The organism is Corynebacterium sp. MSK039 (assembly GCF_030232315.1).
Classification (GTDB): Bacteria; Actinomycetota; Actinomycetes; order Mycobacteriales; family Mycobacteriaceae; genus Corynebacterium.
In genome coordinates this window covers 72,500-92,740 of record NZ_JASPJL010000006.1, presented here as the reverse complement: position 1 = coordinate 92,740, position 20,241 = coordinate 72,500, and the positions used below count along the sequence as shown (strand labels likewise).

The 20,241-nt window shown below is 64.2% G+C and carries 19 protein-coding genes and 1 tRNA gene; 7 read left to right on the top strand and 13 right to left on the bottom strand.

Going from position 1 to position 20,241, the window contains the following annotated elements; all coding sequences use genetic code 11:
- The first annotated feature begins 15 nt into the window (after nucleotides 1-15).
- Nucleotides 16-927 (top strand): MaoC family dehydratase, encoded by a 912-nt coding sequence (locus QP997_RS06110; protein WP_284846564.1) that lies wholly within the window; start codon nucleotides 16-18, stop codon nucleotides 925-927.
- Between the two features lie 84 nt (nucleotides 928-1,011).
- A complete protein-coding gene (locus QP997_RS06105) occupies nucleotides 1,012-1,593 on the top strand; it encodes a DUF421 domain-containing protein (protein ID WP_284759345.1) in 582 nt (193 codons plus the stop codon).
- Here QP997_RS06105 and QP997_RS06100 read toward each other — a convergent pair.
- From QP997_RS06100 to QP997_RS06090, 3 genes are all read right to left on the bottom strand, one after another.
- Nucleotides 1,558-1,710, bottom strand: coding sequence for a hypothetical protein (locus QP997_RS06100; protein ID WP_284846563.1), 153 nt, complete (start codon nucleotides 1,708-1,710; stop codon nucleotides 1,558-1,560). The two genes, QP997_RS06105 and QP997_RS06100, sit on opposite strands and share 36 nt — an antisense overlap.
- A 121-nt stretch (nucleotides 1,711-1,831) precedes the next feature.
- Nucleotides 1,832-3,292 carry a 30S ribosomal protein S1 gene (gene rpsA, locus QP997_RS06095; RefSeq protein ID WP_012360388.1) on the bottom strand — a complete coding sequence of 487 codons (1,461 nt, stop codon included), beginning with the start codon at nucleotides 3,290-3,292 and terminating at the stop codon, nucleotides 1,832-1,834.
- A gap of 81 nt (nucleotides 3,293-3,373) precedes the next feature.
- Nucleotides 3,374-4,510 (bottom strand): isocitrate/isopropylmalate family dehydrogenase, encoded by a 1,137-nt coding sequence (locus QP997_RS06090; RefSeq protein ID WP_284846562.1) that lies wholly within the window; start codon nucleotides 4,508-4,510, stop codon nucleotides 3,374-3,376.
- A 109-nt stretch (nucleotides 4,511-4,619) separates the two neighbouring features.
- Here QP997_RS06090 and QP997_RS06085 point away from each other — a divergent pair, with 109 nt between their 5' ends.
- A complete protein-coding gene (locus QP997_RS06085; RefSeq protein ID WP_284846561.1) occupies nucleotides 4,620-5,651 on the top strand; it encodes a DUF368 domain-containing protein in 1,032 nt (343 codons plus the stop codon).
- Between the two features lie 160 nt (nucleotides 5,652-5,811).
- Here QP997_RS06085 and polA read toward each other — a convergent pair whose 3' ends face one another.
- On the bottom strand, nucleotides 5,812-8,451 hold the full coding sequence (polA, locus tag QP997_RS06080) for a DNA polymerase I (protein WP_284846560.1): 2,640 nt from the start codon (nucleotides 8,449-8,451) through the stop codon (nucleotides 5,812-5,814).
- Nucleotides 8,452-8,520: 69 nt separating this feature from the next.
- Here polA and QP997_RS06075 point away from each other — a divergent pair.
- Nucleotides 8,521-8,594 (top strand) — tRNA-Leu (locus QP997_RS06075).
- Nucleotides 8,595-8,682: 88 nt separating this feature from the next.
- On the opposite strand, the gene QP997_RS06070 is transcribed toward QP997_RS06075, so the two are convergent.
- From QP997_RS06070 to QP997_RS06030, 9 genes are all read right to left on the bottom strand, one after another.
- Nucleotides 8,683-9,480: a metal ABC transporter permease gene (locus tag QP997_RS06070; protein ID WP_284846559.1), complete on the bottom strand. Its 798-nt coding sequence runs from the start codon at nucleotides 9,478-9,480 to the stop codon at nucleotides 8,683-8,685.
- Nucleotides 9,473-10,309, bottom strand: a complete 837-nt coding sequence (locus tag QP997_RS06065) for a metal ABC transporter permease (RefSeq protein WP_284846558.1) — start codon at nucleotides 10,307-10,309, stop codon at nucleotides 9,473-9,475. The genes QP997_RS06070 and QP997_RS06065 overlap by 8 nt, the downstream gene beginning before the upstream one ends.
- The gene (locus tag QP997_RS06060; protein ID WP_070761930.1) at nucleotides 10,299-10,979 is read right to left on the bottom strand and encodes a metal ABC transporter ATP-binding protein; all 681 of its coding nucleotides are present in this window, start codon (nucleotides 10,977-10,979) and stop codon (nucleotides 10,299-10,301) included. Before QP997_RS06060 ends, QP997_RS06065 begins: the two co-directional genes overlap by 11 nt.
- The gene (locus tag QP997_RS06055; protein WP_284846557.1) at nucleotides 10,979-12,109 is read right to left on the bottom strand and encodes a metal ABC transporter substrate-binding protein; all 1,131 of its coding nucleotides are present in this window, start codon (nucleotides 12,107-12,109) and stop codon (nucleotides 10,979-10,981) included. Before QP997_RS06055 ends, QP997_RS06060 begins: the two co-directional genes overlap by 1 nt.
- Before the next feature lie 221 nt (nucleotides 12,110-12,330).
- Nucleotides 12,331-13,329, bottom strand: a complete 999-nt coding sequence (locus QP997_RS06050; RefSeq protein ID WP_284846556.1) for an NADP-dependent oxidoreductase — start codon at nucleotides 13,327-13,329, stop codon at nucleotides 12,331-12,333.
- Nucleotides 13,330-13,445: 116 nt separating this feature from the next.
- Nucleotides 13,446-14,207: a sulfite exporter TauE/SafE family protein gene (locus QP997_RS06045; RefSeq protein ID WP_284846555.1), complete on the bottom strand. Its 762-nt coding sequence runs from the start codon at nucleotides 14,205-14,207 to the stop codon at nucleotides 13,446-13,448.
- Between the two features lie 21 nt (nucleotides 14,208-14,228).
- Complete coding sequence (locus tag QP997_RS06040) at nucleotides 14,229-15,605, bottom strand: glycosyltransferase 87 family protein (protein ID WP_284846554.1); 1,377 nt, start codon at nucleotides 15,603-15,605, stop codon at nucleotides 14,229-14,231.
- Nucleotides 15,602-16,840 (bottom strand): glutaminase, encoded by a 1,239-nt coding sequence (locus QP997_RS06035; RefSeq protein WP_070761925.1) that lies wholly within the window; start codon nucleotides 16,838-16,840, stop codon nucleotides 15,602-15,604. The genes QP997_RS06040 and QP997_RS06035 overlap by 4 nt, the downstream gene beginning before the upstream one ends.
- Nucleotides 16,837-17,370 carry a methylated-DNA--[protein]-cysteine S-methyltransferase gene (locus QP997_RS06030; RefSeq protein ID WP_284846553.1) on the bottom strand — a complete coding sequence of 178 codons (534 nt, stop codon included), beginning with the start codon at nucleotides 17,368-17,370 and terminating at the stop codon, nucleotides 16,837-16,839. Before QP997_RS06030 ends, QP997_RS06035 begins: the two co-directional genes overlap by 4 nt.
- Nucleotides 17,371-17,417: 47 nt before the next feature.
- On the opposite strand from QP997_RS06030, the gene QP997_RS06025 reads away from it, so the two are divergent.
- Genes QP997_RS06025 through QP997_RS06015 form a run of 3 tightly spaced genes read left to right on the top strand, consistent with a single transcriptional unit; the run spans nucleotide 17,418 to nucleotide 20,150 of the window.
- Entirely contained in the window at nucleotides 17,418-18,425 is a 1,008-nt protein-coding gene (locus QP997_RS06025) for an ABC transporter substrate-binding protein (RefSeq protein ID WP_284846552.1), read from the top strand.
- Between the two features lie 19 nt (nucleotides 18,426-18,444).
- On the top strand, nucleotides 18,445-19,389 hold the full coding sequence (locus tag QP997_RS06020) for an amino acid ABC transporter permease (protein WP_284780157.1): 945 nt from the start codon (nucleotides 18,445-18,447) through the stop codon (nucleotides 19,387-19,389).
- The gene (locus tag QP997_RS06015; protein ID WP_070758094.1) at nucleotides 19,386-20,150 is read left to right on the top strand and encodes an amino acid ABC transporter ATP-binding protein; all 765 of its coding nucleotides are present in this window, start codon (nucleotides 19,386-19,388) and stop codon (nucleotides 20,148-20,150) included. The genes QP997_RS06020 and QP997_RS06015 overlap by 4 nt, the downstream gene beginning before the upstream one ends.
- Nucleotides 20,151-20,241: the final 91 nt, after the last annotated feature.

Sequence of the window (20,241 nt, the reverse complement as noted above, 5' to 3'; positions counted from 1 at the left end):
TTAAAGGAGGTTCCTGTGGCTGAGGTTTCCTACAAGGAACTGCCCAAGATTCCGGCTCTCATGGACGAGTACCGGAACGCAGTCAAGGACATTCTGCCGGTCGTCGGGTCCACGCGCTCCGCGAAGGACAACCCGAAGACCGCCTTCGAGGTCCGTGGCGTGAAGATCGACGTTCCGCACCTCGCGGCGTACTGCAGCGCGACGGACCTGCGACTGAGCAACGAGCTGCCGCTGACCTACCCGTACGTGCTCTCCTTCCCCATCGTGATGAAGGTCCTCACGGCTCCGGACTTCCCGTTCGGCGCTGTGGGTGCGGTGCACCTGAATAACGTCATCGAACAGAAGCGGGCGCTGACGGTCGACGACGTCCTGGACATCAAGGTCCACGCCGAGAACCTGCGCGAGCACAACAAGGGCCTGCTCATCGACCTCGTCACCGAGATCACCTCGGGCGGCGAGGTCGTGTGGCGCCAGGTCTCCGGCTTCCTGGCCAAGGGTGCGAAGCTATCGAGCTCCTCCCCGCTGGCAGGTGGTGAGAAGACCGATGGCGTGATCCTGCCGATCACCGAGCTGGCGGATCCGCGCCCGACCGCGAACGTGCGGGTCACCCCGTCCCAGATCAAGGACTACGCGGAGGCTTCGGGAGATAAGAACCCGATCCACGTCTCCGGCGTGGGTGCGAAGGCCTTCGGCTTCCCGGCGGTCATCGCGCACGGCATGTGGTCCGCCGCTCGCCTACTGGCCACGCTGGAGGGAGAGATCCCGTCCGCGGCGCGCTACACGGTGCAGTTTGCTAAGCCGGTGACCCTGCCGGCCAATGTCGCGGTCTTTACCGAGAAGGCTGCCAACGGCGACTGGGACGTCCAGCTACGCAAGGCATCCAAGCTGGACACGGTCCACGCAGTGGCGAAGATCGAGCAACTCTAAGCCACTCGCTGTAACACTCCCCCTTTCGGCCGGTTCGCGTTCTCCGCGGGCTGGCCGAAAGCCTTTTGTTGGCCGCGAACTACCATGAGAATCATGGAGCAGGTACAGCAGGCCTTCTACGAGCAAATCACGATCGACCCAGCCCGCATCCCCATCGTCATCCTCTCGGCGCTGGCGATCTACCTCTTTTTCCTGATCCTCGTGCGACTGTTCGGCGTCCGCATCATGACGAAGATGAATGCCTTCGACGCGGTCGTCCTGGTCATGTTCGGCGCGGTCTCGGGCCGCGTGGTCATCGGGCACCCGCCGACCCTTGCCGCGGGGGCGATCGGACTGTTCACACTCATGCTGCTGGAGGCGATCTTCGGAGCAGCGCGCAAATCCACCGCCGTGAGCCGCGTCTTCGACGAGGACCCCCAGGCCGTCTTCGCGCACGGCCAGTACCTGGACCGGCAGCTGCGCCGCACCCACGTCTCCCGCGACGACCTGCGGATGGTCATGCGCCGCGCCGGAGTGGCAACGCCAGCGGACGTCCAGCTCATCATTCTGGAGCCCACCGGCGAGATGACCGTCTACAAAGTCGGCATCGTGATCGACCCGGAGATGCTGCGCGGGGTTGCGGGGCTCCCCTCAGGGTTTACGCAGCACGATCGCGAGAATCACTAGGGCGATACCGGCCAACTCCGTGAGGCTGATCCACTGCTTCAGCGCCACCGCACCCACCAGGGGCGCCACGGTCAGCAGTACGCGGGAAGAGCCCTGGTGAGAAAGCGATCCGAACATGCCGTTGGTCCTATCCAGCAGCTTCTATGCACAAAGAAGGGCCCGCACCGTGTGGTGCGGGCCCTTACTTTCAGCGCTCTAGCGGGGTGATCTCAACTCCGCCGGAGCCAGGTAGTGCGATTTACTCGCCGCCGGCCAGCTTCTCGCGCAGAGCAGCCAGCTGCTCGTCGGAAGCCAGGGTGCCAGCGTCCTCAGCCGGAGCCTCGGCAGCCTTGGTCTCGGCGCCGGACTCGGAGGAATAGCCGCCCTCGCCGTTGGCAGCAGCCTCTGCAGCTGCGGCGCGGTGGCGCTCGATCTGAGCTGCGTGCAGACGGTGGCGACGCTCGGACTCAGCGTAGCGAGCCTCCCAAGCCTCACGCTGCTCGTCGAAGCCCTCGAGCCACTCGTTGGTCTCCGGGTCGAAGCCCTCTGGGAAGATGTAGTTGCCCTGCTCGTCGTAGGAGTCGGCCATGCCGTACTTGGACGGGTCGAACTCCTCGGTGAAGTCCTCGTCAGCCTGCTTCAGGGACAGGGAGATACGACGACGCTCGAGGTCGATGTCGATGACCTTGACCATGACCTCTTCGCCAACGTTGACGATCTGGTCCGGAACCTCGACGTGGCGCTCGGCCAGCTCGGAGATGTGAACCAGGCCCTCGATACCCTCCTCGACGCGGACGAATGCGCCGAACGGAACCAGCTTGGTGACCTTGCCCGGAACGATCTGGCCGATCGCGTGGGTGCGGGCGAAGACGCGCCATGGGTCTTCCTGCGTTGCCTTCAGGGACAGGGAGACGCGCTCGCGGTCCAGGTCGACGTCCAGAACCTCGACGGTGACCTCGTCGCCGACGGTGACGACCTCAGACGGGTGGTCGATGTGCTTCCAGGACAGCTCGGAAACATGGACCAGGCCGTCAACGCCGCCGAGGTCAACGAATGCACCGAAGTTGACGATGGAGGACACGACGCCCTTGCGGACCTGGCCCTTCTGCAGCTGGTGCAGGAACTCGGAGCGGACCGCGGACTGGGTCTCCTCCAGGTATGCACGGCGGGACAGCACGACGTTGTTGCGGTGCTTGTCCAGCTCGATGATCTTGGCCTCGATCTCCTGGCCGATGTACGGCTGCAGGTCGCGGACGCGGCGCATCTCGACGAGGGAAGCCGGCAGGAAGCCACGCAGACCGATGTCCAGGATCAGGCCGCCCTTGACGACCTCGATGACGGTACCGGTGACCGGCTCGTCGTTCTCCTTGAGCTGCTCGATGGCGCCCCAAGCGCGCTCGTACTGGGCACGCTTCTTGGACAGGATCAGGCGCCCCTCCTTGTCCTCCTTGGTGAGGACCAGAGCGTCGATCTCGTCGCCAACCTCGACAACCTCATTCGGGTCGACGTCGTGCTTGATGGACAGCTCACGGGACGGGATTACGCCCTCGGTCTTGTAGCCGATGTCCAGCAGGACCTCGTCGTGATCGACCTTGACGATGGTGCCCTCGACGATATCGCCATCATTGAAGTACTTGATGGTCTCATCGACGGCGGCGAGGAAATCCTCAGCGGAGCCAATGTCGTTGATGGCTACCTGAGGGACGTTGTTGGTTGGCATATGGAAGTGTTCTCCGAAACGGAAATCAAATAGAAATGGACAGGGTCAAACTGCGCCTTTCGACGCGTAACGTACTGAAGGTTACACGAGAGGCTTTAGCTGCACAAACACCTGTTTTGCAAATTCCTCGGTCGTGGCAGGACGACGCGCCCCTTGCGCCTCACTCGCCACAGCAGGCTCATCAGTCACAGGCGTTGCGGTCTCGGGGTCTGCTGCGGCAGCCTCGCGGAGCAGATCAGCAGTCGGTGCCTTGATTACTGCCTCGCGTACCGCGCCTTCCAGAAGCTCCGCAGCTTGCGGATAACCCAAGGAGTCGAGCATCTGCGCGGCGGAGTTCATGATGCCCGCCGGGTTGGCGATGCCCTGCCCCGCGATATCCGGGGCGGAACCGTGCGCCGCCTGTGCCATGACCTGCGACTCGCTGGCGTTGATACTGCCCGCAATCCCCAGCGAACCACCCAGCCCACCGGCCAGGTCGCTCAAGATATCGCCGAACATGTTCTCGGCCACGATCGTTGCATAGCGCTCCGGGCGGGTCACCAGCTCCGCGCACAGGGCGTCGATATGAACGGGCTGAACCTCGACCCCGAACTCTTCCACGCAAGCCTTCGCCTCGGCGACGTAGCGCCCCGAGGTCTCGGTCAGCACGTTGGACTTGTGCGCCACCGTGAGCACCCCGTCGCGGGCGGCGGCGATGGCGGCGGCGCGACGGACGATGCGGCGGATCTTAGTCTGGGTGAAAACGCCGATCGCGAGGGAGACTTCACCGTTGACCGTGACATCGCCGCTGCCCACCAGCATGTTGCGGTCGGCGTACATGCCCTCGGTGTTCTCCCGGACGATCACCACATCCAGATCCGGGTGCACCGCCCCTGGCACGCCACGCACCGGGCGAATATTCGCCCACAGGTCCGCCTGCTTGCGCAGATGAGCAGAAGGATTGAGCTGGCCCGCCACGCTCGGCGGATAAGACACATTGTCATGGGGACCCAAGATCCAGCCGTCCAAGCCAGTGATGGTCTCCCACGTCTCTTCCGGCACGACTCTTCCGGTGGCGTCGATCGCCTCGCGGCCCAGCAGCAGCGGCACGAACTCCGGTACCGCCTCCCCACTGACCTGTAGCGCGAGCTCCACCGCCTGCACCGTAGGTGCAACGATCTCCGGGCCGATGCCCTCGCCCTGCCATACTCCGAGACGACAAGTTTCTGTGTTTGTCATGCCCTCCACCCTAGGGCTCGCAGACCGGCCGAGCACAGGGTGTTCACATTATTTTTGCGTGCTGCCCGAACCCGACGTCCTGAAATAAACCCAGCGTGCCTGGTGTCTTTTGCAAGGATTCGGCCGTAAAGTACCTCGGGTGACTGATTACTCTTCGCACTCCGCAGCATCGGAGCAAGCCCCGGCCGACACGGCCGACAGCTCCAGCGGCGTGAGCTTTGACAAGACCAAGCCCTCCGCGCTCACGATCATCCTCAACGCGATTCGCGGCGGCCTGATTGGCCTGGCCGAGCTCGTGCCAGGTGTGTCCGGCGGCACGATCGCGCTGGTGACCGGCGTGTACGAGCGCGTGATCTATAACGCCAACGTCTTCCTCGACGGGGTGAAGACCCTGCCGAAGGGTCGGGCGAAGGCCGGCCAGCGTTTCCGCGACGTGGACTGGTGGCTGCTGATCCCGATGCTCATCGGCATGGGACTGATCGTGGTCCTCATGGCGGGGCCTATGAAGGACTTCGTCACCAACCAGCCAGTCGCAGCGCGTGCCCTATTCCTCGGCATGGTGATGGTCTCTATCGCCGTTCCGCTGCTGATGATCGACTGGAAGAGCTCTTCGGCGAGCTGGGCGAAGGTGCTGCCGGTGATGGGCATCTTCGCGGTGCTGACGTTCTGGGCCACCGGGTTCACCAGCAGCACGCAGCGTGAACCACACCTGATCATCGTGTTCCTCGCTGCAGCGGTCGCGATCTGTGCGCTGGTGCTGCCCGGCGTGTCAGGCTCCTTCTTCCTGCTGGCCGTCGGCCTTTACGAGGCCACGCTCGGCGCGGTGGACGAGCGCAACTTCACCTACCTGGGTGTGTTCGCCCTCGGCGCGCTGACGGGCATCGTGCTCTTCGTCCGCCTGCTGGAGAAGATGCTCAACGAGCACCGCACCGTCACGCTGGCTGCGATGGCCGGTCTGCTGTTGGGAAGCCTGCGCGCGCTGTGGCCATGGCAGGACGACGCCGCTGGTCTGCTCGCCCCGGGCGAGAATGTCGGTGGTGCCATTGTTCTGTTCGTGCTGGGGGCAGCGATCGTGGCTGCGATGGTTGTCGCGGAACGGCGCTTCGGGGGCGACAAAACCGAAGCCACCGCAACGTCCTAGAAGGCGTCTGCAACAAGACGAGAAACCCCACGGTGAATGATTGAACTGATCACCGTGGGGTTTCGCATTGCTGTGGGGATAGCGCCACACGCACGGGGTTGGCGCCACACGCACGTCGCGGCGGCGCTGTGGCGGCGATGCTACAACGCTGGGGCGAAGGCTAGTGCCCGGCGAGATCCCAGTTCTCGCCGTGGCCTGCGGAGACATCCAGGGGGACCCGCAGGCTGGCTGCCGAATCCATGTTCTCCTCCAACAGCTGCTGGATCTGCTCGAGTTCACCGGGCGCGATCTCCAGGACGAGCTCATCGTGGACCTGCAGCAGAACCCGGGACTTGAGATTCGCATTGCGCAGCGCACGATCCACCCGCAGCATCGCGAGCTTGATGATGTCCGCAGCCGTACCCTGAATCGGCGCATTGAGAGCGGCGCGCTCGGCGTTCTCCCGAGCCACCCGGTTCGAGCTGGCCAGCTCAGGCAGGTAGCGGCGGCGACCGTAGAGCGTCTCCGTGTAACCGGTCTCCTTCGCCGCCTCGACGACCTTATCCAGGTAGCGCTTCACGCCACCGAAACGGTCGAAGTAGTTCTCCATGATCCCCTTGGCCTCGCCCGGGCTGATGTCCAGCTGCTGGCTGAGACCGAACGCGGAGAGCCCGTAGACCAGGCCATAGCTGAGAGCCTTGACGCGACGGCGCAGCTCCGGGGTGACCTCGTCCACGGGGACGTCGAAGACTCGGGAGCCGACGTAGTTGTGCAGGTCCTCCCCCGCCCGGTAAGCCTCGATCAGGCCTGCGTCCTCGGAAAGGTGCGCCATGACGCGCATCTCGATCTGCGAGTAGTCGGCGGTCAGCAGCATCTCGTAGCCCTCTCCGACGCGGAACGCGGAACGGATCTTGCGGCCCGCTTCCGTGCGCACGGGGATGTTCTGCAGGTTCGGTTCCGAGGACGACAGTCGGCCGGTCGCCGCTCCCTTCTGGTTGAAGGTGGTGCGGATGCGGCCGTCGCCGTCGATGGCGTTGATGAGACCGTCGATGGTGCTCTTCATCTTCTGGTACTCACGGTGCGCCATGAGGTGGTTGAGGAACGGGTGTTCGGTCTGCTGCTGCAGCTTCTCCAGCTCCGCGGCGGCCGTGGAGTACCCGGTCTTCGTCTTCTTGGTCTTCGGCAGGCCAAAGTCCTCGAAAAGTACCTTCTGCAGCTGCTTGGGGCTGGAGAGGTTGAGCTGATCGTCCTCGGCGAGTTCGCGGGCGGCGGTGACCTCGTCGGCGATCTGGGCTTCGTATTCGGCGGCGAGCTCCTCGAGGGCGGCCTTATCCACCTCGATGCCGTGGGCCTCCATCTCCGCCAGGATGTGGGTCAGGGGCACCTCCATGGAGAAGTAGAGCTCGGCCTGGCCGGCTTCCGTGAGCTCCTGGTTCATGATCCCGACGAGCTCGCGGACCGCCTGGGCACGCTCCAGGCTGCCCGAGTTTTCGGGCAGGTCGCGGCCCGCGTGGCGCTGCAGCACGTCTCCCAGCGACCAGCTGCGCAGGTCCGGGCGGACGAGGTAGGCGGCCACGGAGGTGTCATGCTCCACCCCGTCGAGGGCGAAGCCTTGCTGGCGCAGTGCGTGGAAGCTCTGCTTGGAATCGTGGAACCACTTCGGCGCGCCACGGTCGGCAAGCCAGGTGCGCAGCACCTGCTCGTCCTTCGCATCCAGGGCGGCGAGGTCAAGCTTTAGGCCTTTATTTTCAGCGCTGAGCAGCCCGAGTGTCTCGTCCTCGATGTCCACGGCGAGAGCCTCGGCGACCGCGTCACGCCCCTCCTGGTAGGCGGCGTTCTTCTTCAGCCAGTTGGCAAGTTTGCCGGGGGTCAGATCTTCCTCGGTGATGGGGATGCTCGCGGTGTCCTCGAATTCCACCCCGAGGGTGCGGAAGGTGCGGTTGCGCAGCGTGGTGCCGAACTGCAGCTTCTCGAAGATCGCCAGGGCGTCGTTCGGGTCGATCTCCGCCGGCTTCAGCGTGTCCAGGCTGTCCACCATGTCCAGGTCCCGGACCATTTCGGTGATCTTCCGAGCCAGCTGGACGTCGGCGACATAGGCGCGCAGGTTCTCGCCCACCTTGCCGCGGATGTCGTCCATGTTGTCGATGACGCCGTCCAGGGAACCGTACTTCTGGATCCACTTCTGGGCGGTCTTCGGGCCCACGCCCGGCACGCCCGGCATGTTGTCCGAGGTATCGCCGCGAAGTGCCGCGAGATCCGGGTACTGCTTCGGGGTCACGCCGTACTTCTCTTCCACAGCTTCCGGAGTGAAGCGGTGGAGCTCGGAGACCCCGCGCAGGGTGTAGAGGACGGTGACGTCGTCCTCGACGAGCTGCAGGGAGTCACGGTCACCGGTGCAGATGAGGGTGTTCATGCCCGCGTCATGGCCCTGGGTGGCCAGTGAGGCGATGATGTCGTCCGCCTCGTAGCTCTCCTTATCCAGGGTGGTGATGCCGAGGGCCTTCAAGGTCTCGCGGATCAGCTCGATCTGGCCCTTGAACTCCGGCGGTGTGGATGGGCGCTGCGCCTTGTACTCGGGGAATTCCGCCTCCCGGAAGGTCGGGCCCGAAAGGTCAAAGGCGGCGGCGATGTGGGTGGGCTTTTCCTGTTCCACCAGGCCCAGGAACATCCCCAGGAATCCGTAGACGGCGTTGGTGTGCTGCCCGCCGGTCGTCGAGAAGTTCGCCGCCGGGAGGGCGTAGAACGCCCGGAAGGCAAGCGAATGCCCGTCGAGGAGGAGCAGGGTTTCTTCAGATTTACCACCGGTTGTCATGCCCGCCATCCTACTGAACCGCACCCCGCCCGCTGTTTTGTGCCCACCTGGGCGCTGCCGTATGCTTTGACCTATTGCGCCCCCGTAGCCCAATTGGCAGAGGCAACGGATTCAAAACCCGTCCAGTGTGAGTTCGAGTCTCACCGGGGGCACGTTTTAACCCCGCTGCGACCAGCATGAGCGCCAGGTCGCAGCGGGGTTCTTCTTTTCCGCCACTTCCGCCGGGCAAGGCCAGGGTGGTTAGCGGAACAGCTTCAACAGCAGATATCCGACACCTGCACTCACCCCGATGCAGCCGCCAACCGAAAGATCCGCCCAGACACCAACACCGAGGCCGACGAGTCCCATCGCAACCCCAACCAGTGGCGCGGCGATGAGGAGGGTTCGAGTATTGGAGCACACTCCCACCAAGCCGGCGGCGGGCGCCACGAGCAGAGCGATCGAAAGGATCGTCCCGACGGCAGGGATGAGCGCCACCAGGGTGGCCACAATAAGCGCACTGATGATCCCTTGCGCAAACCTTCGATTGTGGGACACCCCGAATGCTTCAGGGTCGAAGGCGAAGAACACCAGCTTCCGCCAGCCACCCCACAGGATGAGCAGAGTGACTGCGAGCAGCCCGAGGGAAATTCCGATGTCCACCCAATCAACGTTGAGCACGCTACCAACCAGGAAGCTCTCGACCTTGACGGGCAGTGGTGCGAAAAACTTGTTGAGGAAATACCCCAGCGCGAATCCGGACGTCAGCACGATGCCGGCAGCGGCAGAGGGTGTTCCAAATTTCGAGAGTCCGAACAGGGCTCCGATGGGGATGCACATGAGTAATGCGCCGAGGAAAAGCAGCGCCGAGATCCCCGCGAAGTTCAGACCGAGTCCAGCAGCCACGACCACTCCGAGGACTGCCCCGGGGAAGGTGGCGTGGGTGATGGCTTCGGCGAAGAAGACCTGCTTATTGAGTACGGCGAACACACCCACCAGCCCGGCGAGCATTCCGACGGCGATGACCTCGATGATGGGGAGCAGAAGAATATCAAGCATCGCGGCCCACCCCTACCTGCAGCCACCGCACCCCAAGGGCTAAGAAGTAGAAGCCGACGGCGGTGAGTGCGACCACTGCCTGCGGGGACACCGGTCCCAGTGGGACGAGGGCGAGGCCCACCACCCCACTCATGCAGCCGATGAGCACCGAGATCGGAACCATCGTGCGCACCTTCGTCGCCACTAACCGGGCTGCCGCACCGGGCACGATGAGGTAGCCAACCACCAGGAGTACTCCGACCGCACTGGCGGAGGACACGACGATGGCCGCGACGGCGACGTTGATCGCGATGTCAATGACCCACAAGTTGATTCCGCTGGCGGCCGCCGCGACACGGTCGAAGGCAACAAAGACTTGCCGCCGCCACGTCACCGCGATCACCACGAGCGCTACGGCGCACACCATCAGCGCGCTGTTGAGTCGGGAATCCGTGACCTCGAGGAGTCGGCCGAACATCAGCGCCTCCAGCTGCCCCGATTGGTCACCCTTCTTCAGGGAAAGCACCACCCCTAGGGAGAAGAAACTGGTGAGCACCACGGCCACCCCTGGTTCGGATAGCCTCGAGCGGGACACCACCGCCAGGATGACAGCCACCACCAGGGCCAGCGCCGAGGCGGCCGGAATGATCATGTCGATCCCGCCGAACACCGCACCGGCGACGATGCCGGGGAAGATCGAATGCACCATCGCCTCAGCGTTGAACTCGAGGCTGCGCAAATTCACGATCACCCCCACCAAGCCGGAGACCAGTCCTAATGCGAGCAGCAGCACCAGCGGGCGAAACATGAAGGGCGATATCCCCAGCGCGAGTGCTAGATCAACCCACATACAGCGGCACCACCTCGGCACTCGGCCCGAAGACCGACTGCTCAGCGACAATGAGCGTGTAGTCACAGGCCCGTTCTGCCAGGACGAGATCGTGGGTAGAGGCGATGATCGCGGTGCCTTCTTCCTTCAGCTCTTCTAGCAGGTCCAGCAGCATCTCTCGGTTCTGGGAGTCCAGTCCGTTGAATGGTTCATCGAGCAGAATGAGTTCGGTGCGCGCAACGACGGCGCGGGCAAGCAGAACCCGCTGCTGTTGCCCACCGGAGAGGCTGCCAAAGCGCACGTGCGCACGTTCCGCGAGTCCGACCTTTTCCAGGGCCTGGTAGACGCGCTTCTTCTTCCCTCCCAGCGGTTGGAAGGGACGAAGTTCCCGGAGCACACCCATCGCGACGACGTCGAAGGCAGTGACGGGGAAGCTACGATCCAGGTCGGCGACCTGGGGCACGTAGGACAGGCGGGTGGCGTTGACGTCCAACTTCCCACCGACAAGGCGTACCGCCCCCAGAATGCCGCGCAGCACGGTGGTCTTCCCGGAGCCGTTCGCCCCGATCAGCGCGAGCCCCTGACCAGCGTGGAGCCGGGCGTCGAGGTGCTGGACGACGGGCGGGCCACCGTAACTGAACGCGGCGTCCGAAAGCTCAACGATGGGCTGTCCGGAAGATGGAGTGGGCATTACTTCAGGCTCTCAGGAAGGTCGGCGAGCTTGCCATCCCAGGCCTCCACGAGGGTGGTGACGTTGTGAATGATCGAGGAAATGTAGGTCTCGCCAGCGGAGCCTGCGGGGCCCAGGGAGTCACCGTAGAGGGCATCGTCGCCGACGACCGCCTTCACGCCGGCTGCCTTGGCGATGGCTTCGATGGACTTCGAGTTATTGGAATTCTCCGCGAACAGGGCGGTAGCTCCGGACTTCCGCACGGTCTCAGCTGCCTTGCGAATGTGGTCGGCGGTGGCGTCCTGCTGGTCGCTGAAGTCGGAGAGCGCGGCGCCGATGAAGTCGATACCGTACTCCTTGGAGAGGTAGCCAAATGCATCGTGGCTGGTGAACAGGACCGGGTCCTTCACCGTCGCGAAGGACTCGCGCGTCCACTCGTCCAGGTCGTCGAGCTTATCCTGGTAGCTCTTCACACCCTCGGAGATCGCCTTCTTCATCGCTTCGTCGCCGCGCTCATCGGCAATCTTCTCCAGCGCGTAGCCGATGTTCGCCACCTGGACCTTCGCGTTCTTCGGGGAGGTCCAGACGTGCGGGTCGTAGGTGAACTCCGCCTCCTCGCCTGGTTCCTCCGGCGGGAACGGCCAGGGCGCGACGTCCACCTGCTCGATCCCGCGGTCGATCTTGTAGTCACCGTTGGCAGCGTCCTCGATCTGCTTCGGCTTCTCCTTCACGTCGGAAGCGGTGAGCACGCCGGTGGTGACCAGCATGTTTCCCTTGAAGCCGGAGGATTCGATCGCGTTGGAGAGGAAGTGTTCCAAGTCGACGCCGTTGACGAGCAGGAGTTCTGCTTCCGAGGTCGCCTTGAGCTGCTCGTGGGTCATCTCGAGCTCGTGAGCGCTCGCATTGGGCGCCAGCAGGCAGGTGAGATCAACCTCGGAGAGGTCCATCTGCTTGACGTAATCGCAAATCTGGGTGGTAGACGCGACGACCTTGATCTGGTCATCGCTGCCGGACGGCTCGCCTTCACTGCTGCAGGCCACCAGGCTGGCGCCAGCAAGAGCGAGCCCGATGCCTGCGGTTAGCGCACGCGCGAATGGGCGGCGGAGGCGCGCGGCTGGGCTTTCGGCGGAGGGTGTTGAAGCTGGGGACATGGGTATGAGTTCCTTCCCGACGAGGTTTTGGCTCCCTGTCACCAGGCAGCCACATCTAAGCAAGGTAACCCTAAAACGCTCGCGAAGAGTTAGTCAAACACCCAGCATAATGGCATCATTTTCCATTAATGCCACTTCTGCTGCTGTGCCCCCCTTCGTCATACCCCGCCGCGACGCACTCCGCCCTCACAGGGGGTATCGCAGCTTCGCCCCTCGTACCGCTACATTTCCACGACCATCTTCCCGGTATTACCGCCGGTAAACAGCTCCAGGAAAGCCTCGGGCATGGACTCGATTCCGTGACGGGTCGTGACGTCGTACCGAACCTCTCCGCTGGCGATCAGCGGCGCCATCCGCTCCCGGAACTCCCCTGCTACGTCGAGATACTGCCCCAGCACGAAGCCGCGCAGGGTGAGGCACTTGCCGATCGCGAGAGCAAGGTTTCGCGGCGCGGTCGGCGGCTGTGTGTCGTTGTACTGGGCAATCGCACCACACATCGCAACACGGCCGAAGATATTCATGCGAGCAATGGCTGCCTCCAGGTGGTCGCCGCCGACGTTATCGAAGTAGACGTCGATCCCCTCGGGCGCGGCCTGGCGCAGCTGGCCCACGAGGTCACCCTCCCGGTAGTTGATGGCCGCGTCGAAGCCCAGCTCTTTGAGTCGGGCAACCTTTTCCTCACTGCCTGCCGATCCGATCACGCGGGAGGCGCCCAGGTGGCGGGCGAACTGCCCCACCGCAGACCCCACGGCACCGGCCGCACCGGAGACGAAGACGACGTCCCCCTCCTTGATCTCCGCGATGCGGGTCAGCCCCACATAGGCGGTCAGTCCAGTGAGGCCAAGGATGCCAAGATAGGCCGCAGCTGGAGCGACATTCAGATCGACCGGCTTAGCCTGCCCCTCATCGACGATGGCGATATCCTGCCAGCCCAGCGGATGGGAAACGGCATCGCCGACCTGGAATTTCTCCGACCGGGACTCGCGGACCACACCCACCGCCCCACCAGTCATCGGCCTGTCGAGTTCGAAGCGCGGGATGTAGGACTTCACGTCGTTCATCCGGCCGCGCATGTACGGATCGACCGTGTTGACTGTGTTCTCGACGAGGACCTGCCCCTCAACCAAGTCTGGGAGTTCGACCTGCTCGAGGCGGAAGTTCTCCATCGTCGGGGTTCCTGTCGGGCGGGAGGCGAGAACCCATTGTTTCGCGGTAACCATTGCACGTTGTCCTCTCTGTGCTGCCGTTGTTCCGCCCACGGTACGCGTCCGAGCGCTAGCAACGCTGCTTTTGCTCGTCCGTGGGGACGACGCCAGAAACCTTGCCCCTCACGTGGCTAAGCGCCGAAGGTCTGCATCGCCCCGCGAAGCATCACAACGCCTGCCCCCAGTGTCGCCATGAGCAGCGAGAGCTTGTGAGCCCGGTCCAGGGGGATGTAGCGGGAGAGTTTCGATCCCGTGGCAATTCCGACCACCAGAGCCACGAGGCACAGCGGCCAGAGCACTACGGGTGCTGTGGCGAAGATCGACTGCTCAGCCCCCAGCTCCTTAAACAACAGCGAGAGAGCCCCGGAAACGAAGAACAGCGGCTGCAGCGTGGCGGCGAAGGTACGCGTCGGCCACCGGGAGACTTGAGCGTAGACCGTGATCGCGGGCCCGGCGATCCCCGCCAGGGTGTTCATGAAGCCACCGGCCACCCCGGCTGCGACGGCGTATTGAGGCCCATCAACCTGCGCCCCTTCCGGCAGCCACGAGGTCACCAACAGGGCGAGGAGCACCAGGGCACCGACGATCATCTGGAGCGGCCCCAGTGGCGTATTGTGCACCACCCAGGTGCCGGGCAACGCCCCGAGCGCCATCACGGGTCCGATGAGCCAGAATTTCCGCCAATCGATGTTCTCCCACACGGAGGCGGATTGCATGACGGCGTTGACGGTTGCGACCACGTTGATGACGAGCACTCCCGCCACGGGGCCTGCGACCAACGCCACAACGGGCGCGCCGAGTAGCCCCAGCCCCATCCCGGAGATCCGCTGCATCATCGCGCCGACGAAGATCGCCGCGAGGATGCACACGAAAGCCACGATGGTCAGTTCCATGTGTAGGCAGTCTACTGCCAGCTAGGACGTCGCCGCCCCAGCACCCGGGGCCTCAGCGCCCGGGGCCTCAGCGCTCGGCGTTCCTGTATCCGGTGTCTCACTGCCCGGCGCGGCGGCCCGCTCCCCTTCAGTAACGCTGGGCTCGCTCTCCCCACCCCGGTGCGCACGCGCCATGACGACCGGCCACCAGAGCACGGCCGCGGCCAGCACCAGCAGCACCATGCCCCACAGCACATAACCCATGGCGAAGGGCCCGGGCCAGCGCACCTGGTGCCACAGCCCCATCGCCGGGACGATATGGCGGGTGATGAAAGGTACCGCGCACACCCCCACTGCCAGAATCGCCAGCAGCGTCCCCCACCACCGGGGCACCCATGTGATCACCTGATCGGCCACGCAGAGCAGCACCGGGATCACCCAGACCCAGTGGTGCATCCAGGAAAACGGCGAGACCATCACCAACGCGACACCAGCAAAACCCAGCTCGGCGGTGCGGTGATCCTGCCGGTGCGCCTGCCACAGCACGGCGACGGTCACGCCGAGGATGAGTACACAGCCCAGCGCCCAGAAGAGCTTGCTCTCCGTGTGGAAGGAGCGCTCCAGCACCACTCCCAGAGACTGGGCGCCGGGGTTGATCGCCTCACCAACCCGTGAGGAGTCGAGCATCTTCTCGGCCCAGTACGTGCCGGCGTCCTTGACGAAGAGAAAGCCGATGCCCACCGTCACGAAGAAAGCGGCGACCGAGCGGGCGAGCGCCCACCACTGCCGCCGGACGATGAATACCAGCCAGAAGAACGCGGGCACGAGCTTGATGCCCGCCGCGATCCCCGTCGCAATCCCGATATCGCTGCGCCACCGATTGGCTGGGGACCGCAGCACGTCCGCTGCTACCAATGCCATGAGCAGCAGGTTGATCTGGCCGAAGAAGAAGCCCTCCCGGATCGGGACGAGCGCGAAACTCGCGATACCGAGCAGGGTGGCAAATCCCACTGTCGCCCCGCTCACGCGGTAGCCACGCTCGGCAATGATCGCCACGAGGATGATGAGCAACAGCAGGAAGGCACCGAACTGCCATAACACTGCCCCCACTACTGCGGGGACGTGCGAGAATGCGCTAAACAACCACGCCGAGAACGGCGGATAGGTAAAAGGCAGCTTGCCCACGAGCCCGCCGGTGTAGACGTCCTGACCCTGCTGCACCAGTGCTCCGCCTCGTCGGTAGACGATGAAGTCGATGGGGACGCGGAAGAGAGAGGCTTTCGAGCTGAGCATCTGCTGGCTGAGCTCGGCACGAGCCACGACGAAAATCGCGGCGATGACGGCGAGGTAGGCCCACGGCTTACCGGGTAAGCGCTTGGACTGGTGTTGCACGGGCTGGGCCGTGGGCTGCGGAGTCATGACAATTCAGGGAAAAGCTTTCGGGGGTCTTTGAGGATAACGTTGCGGCCCGCGGTGCGCAGGCCCTGGAAGCCCTGGACGACCATGCGTCGGCCAATGTCATTAACCGAAGCGACCTCGGAGAGATCGAACACCACCCGGTCGGCGAGTTTTTCTTCTTGAAGAATAGTACGCCACGCGTTCTCCGCAGCCGCAAAATCAATGATTCCTTGGAGTTCGATAGTGGTGGTGCGACCATCCGGCCCGTCCTCGCGGGTGATGATGTCGCGCACCGCCGTATCGCCGCGCTGGCGCAGGCCCATCAGGTGCAGGCTCATGTCTTCCGAGAGACGGTGGAAAGTTTTTACACCGCGCACCGAGTTTCCCGTCTTATCCAATCGCGGCGAGAACGTGGCCAGCCCCATCACTCCGGGCAGCGTGCCCATGATGCCACCGGAGACACCGGACTTCGCGGGGATGCCGACCACGGACATCCACCGGCCCGCGAGGTTGTACATCCCGGCAGAAGACATCACCGCCTGCACCTGTCGGGAGACCAGCGAGGAGACCACGCGCTTGCCCGTCAGCGGCTGGATTCCCCCGCTCGCCAACGTCGCGGCCATCACCGCCAGGTCCCGCACCGTGACCTTGACGGAGCACTGTTGGGTATAGCTCTCCACCGCGTCGTGAGCCATGTCCTCGATGATTCCGTGGCTGCGGAGCATGTGCGCAATGGAGAGGTTGCGGTCCGCGACCTCCAGCTCGGAGTCGCAGACGACGTAGTCGATCTCCAGGTCCCGGCCCGCCAGCTCGCTCAGGAACTGCCGGATAACCTCGGTGCGCTCCTCGACAGTAGAGTCCTCGCCGTTGATGAGCTGGTTAACCGCGATGGCGCCCGCGTTGATCATCGGGTTCATTGGCCGGTTGCTGCCCGGGTCGAGGCTGAGCTCGTTGAAGGCCTCACCCGAGGGCTCCATGCCCACTGTGGCGCGCACCTTCTTCAGCCCCCGCTCCTGGATCGCCGCGGCATAGACGAAGGGCTTGGACGCGGACTGGATCGTGAACTCCAGCTCGTCGTCGCCTTCGTTGAGACCCGCGCTATAGACGGCGCCGTCGGTGGTGGCCAGCGCGACCGCGAACGGCTCCGGGTCGGCGGTCGCCAGCTCCGGGATGTAGTCCGCGACCTCGCCACCGTCGGAGTCCTTCAGGTCCTCCAGGATTTCCTGCAGGTACCCATGCACCATGTGGCGTTTCATAGACTTACTCCTTCGCGGGTCAATAATTCGATCTTGCGCTCCAGGCCACCGCCGAAACCTGTGAGGGACCCGTCGGCCCCCACCACGCGGTGGCACGGCACGAGAATGCTGATGGGGTTGCGGCCCACGGCCTGACCCACTGGCCGTGCCGCCTTCGGCCGCCCAATGCTACGCGCTACCTCCTGATAACTACGCGTCTGCCCCACCGGAATGCGCCGCAGCTCCTGCCACACGGCCTGCTGCATCGCGGTACCAGACGGCGCCAGCGGCAGGTCCCGGGCCTCGTCCAGGGCCGCGACGTCGCCGTCGAAGAAGCGGGACAGAATACTCGCCGCGCTGCCGAGAACCGCGTCGGACTCAGCAGGAACCTCCATCACCCCGGTGAGGTCAGGAATCCTGTCCGGCTGATCGAACCAACAACCGACGAGGAACTCCCCCTCAGCGATGAGCCACAGCCTGCCCACCGGGGAGGCCAGGACAGCGTAACGGCGACCCGCATCGGCCCCACCGGAAGAAAAGCTGGCATCCATAGCATCCGATATTAAGCGCCAGCTGGTCATCCGTTAATATTGCCCGCATGAACAATCACCCGAAACACCGGTCTGCTGTGGCGGCGATCCTCGCCACGGCAGCCCTCGTCCTCACCGGGTGCGTAACTAATGAAGAGCTCGGCAACCCCGATGGTTGGGAGGAGATCCTCCCCCCGGCCAAACCGGAGCTGGTCGCCATGGTGCCCCAGAAGTTCCAGGACAAGGGCACCCTGTCGGCAGCCGCGAACGCCCCGTACGCCCCCAATGAGTTCAAGGACTCGCAGGGCAAGATCATCGGATTCGAGATGGATCTGGTCAGGGCAGCTGGTTCGAAGCTGGGCCTCGATGTCGTTCCGCGCCAGATGGACTTCAACCTCATTCTGCCCGCAGTCTCCGCCGGCACCATCGACGTCGGCGCGTCGGCCTTCACCGATACCGAGGAACGCCAGAAGAACTACGATTTCGTGGACTTCTTCAGCGCCGGTATCGCCTGGGCAACCCAGCCAGGCCGGGAAAAGAGCATTGACCCGGACAATGCCTGCGGCTTGACCGTCGCGGTGCAGAAGGGCACCTACTCGGACACGGACGAGGTCGAGGAGAAGAGCCAGGCCTGCGTCGAGGATGGAAAGCCAGAAATCGACAAGCTGGTCTACCCCACCGCCGATGCCGCCGCGACCGCCACGATCCTCAAGCGCGCCGATGCCTATAGCTCGGATTCCTCCGTCATCGCCTACGCGATCCAGCGCTCGGAGGACAAGCTCGTCCAGATCGGCGACGCCTTCGACACCGCCCCATTTGGCTGGGCCTTCCCGAAGGGTTCCGAGCTGGGCCACGCCTTCGCCGCGGCCCTGCAGGACATGATGGACGATGGCACCTATGAGAAGATCCTCGAGCCCTGGGGGCTGGAGGAAGGCGCCCTCGACGAGGTGACCTTCAACCTGAAGCCACTGCCCCAGGCCCGCCAGCGACACAACCAGCTGCCCGCCGCCACCGGCAACCGCAAGCGCCGGGGCACCAACCGCACGATGAACAGGAGGCGCCGTGAGCACCGCTAACAACAGCTCCCGGACAACCGTGATTTCCGACGAGCCACGCCGCCGGCCGTCGTCCAATAAGGCAGTCCCGCTGCGCCACCCCGGCCGCTGGATCACCGCCGCCGTGCTCGTGATCCTGCTGGCGTGGTTCCTCATCAGCGCCGCGGGCAACGAAGCTTATGGCTGGGACACCTACCGGCAGTACATCTTCGACACGCGCATCGCCGTCGCCGCAGGCCACACCATCTTGCTGACGGTACTAGCCATGATCCTCGGCGTGGTGCTGGGCTCCATCATCGCCGTGCTGCGCATGTCCCCCAACGGCGTGCTGCGCGGCGTGTCCTGGCTGTTCCTGTGGGTCTTCCGTGGCACCCCGGTCTACGTGCAGCTGATGTTCTGGGGCCTGCTGGGCTCGATCTACCAGGTGGTCAACATCGGCATCGCGGAAATCGACATGCAGGACTTCCTGTCCAACATGTTCTGGCTCGCTGTCATCGGCCTGGGCCTCAACGAGGCCGCCTACATGGCCGAGATCGTCCGCGCGGGCATCCAGGCCGTCCCAGAAGGCCAGTCCGAGGCGTCCAAGGCACTCGGCATGACCTGGTGGCAGAACATGCGACGCACCGTGCTGCCCCAGGCGATGCGCATCATTATCCCGCCGACCGGCAACGAGCTGATCAGCATGCTGAAGACGACCTCCCTGGTCATTGTGGTGCCGTACTCCGGCGAGCTCTTCGGCAAGGCGACGGACATTTCCAACAGCATCTTCCAGCCGGTGCCGCTGCTGCTGGTGGCGGCCAGCTGGTACCTGGTGATCACCAGCGTGCTGATGGTGGGACAGCACTACCTGGAGCGCTACTTCTCGCGCGGGTCCTCCCGCCAGCTGACTTCCCGCCAGCTCGCCGCCTTCACCGATGCGGAAGGCGTGCCGCCGCGCAATATTTCCATCAAGGACGACGACAGCGTTACGGAGAATGATCGATGAACGTCCCCATGATTGCTTTCCGCGATGTGTGGAAGAACTACGGCCGCCTCGACGTGCTCAAGGGCATCGACCTTGAGATCCCTAAGGGGTCGGTGACCTGCCTGATCGGGCCATCCGGTTCCGGTAAGTCCACCCTGCTGCGTTGCGTCAACCACCTGGAGAAGGTCACCGCTGGCCGGATCGAGGTCGATGGCGAGCTCATCGGCTACCAGGAAAAAAACGGCACCCTGTACGAGATCTCGGAAGCAGCGGCCGCCAAGCAGCGCCGCGGCATCGGGATGGTCTTCCAGCACTTCAATCTCTTCCCCCACCGCACGGTGCTCGAGAACATCATCGAGGCTCCGGTGCTGGTCAACGGCGAGGACAAGGAAACCGCCACCGGTTACGCCATGACCCTGTTGGAGCAGGTCGGGCTGGCCAACAAGCGGGACGCGTACCCGGTGCAGCTCTCCGGTGGCCAGCAGCAGCGCGTGGCCATCGCGCGTGCCCTGGCGATGCGCCCGAAGTTGATGCTCTTCGACGAGCCGACTTCCGCCCTGGACCCGGAGCTCGTCGGCGAGGTGCTGGGTGTCATGCGCTCCCTGGCTGACGACGGGATGACGATGCTGGTCGTCACCCACGAGATGGGTTTTGCCCGCGAGGTCGCCGACGAGGTGGCCTTCATGGACGGCGGCGTGATCGTGGAGAAGGGTCCTGCCGAGGATCTCATCAATAACCCCCAGCACCCCCGCACCCAGGAGTTCCTCTCCAGCCTGCTCTAGGAGCTAGAGGCTTCGCTAGGCACGAGCGCTCATTCGCTTTCGGGGTGTGCTCCCCGCGGGTGAGCGCTCTAGCCTTCTTGGGCGACGGGGT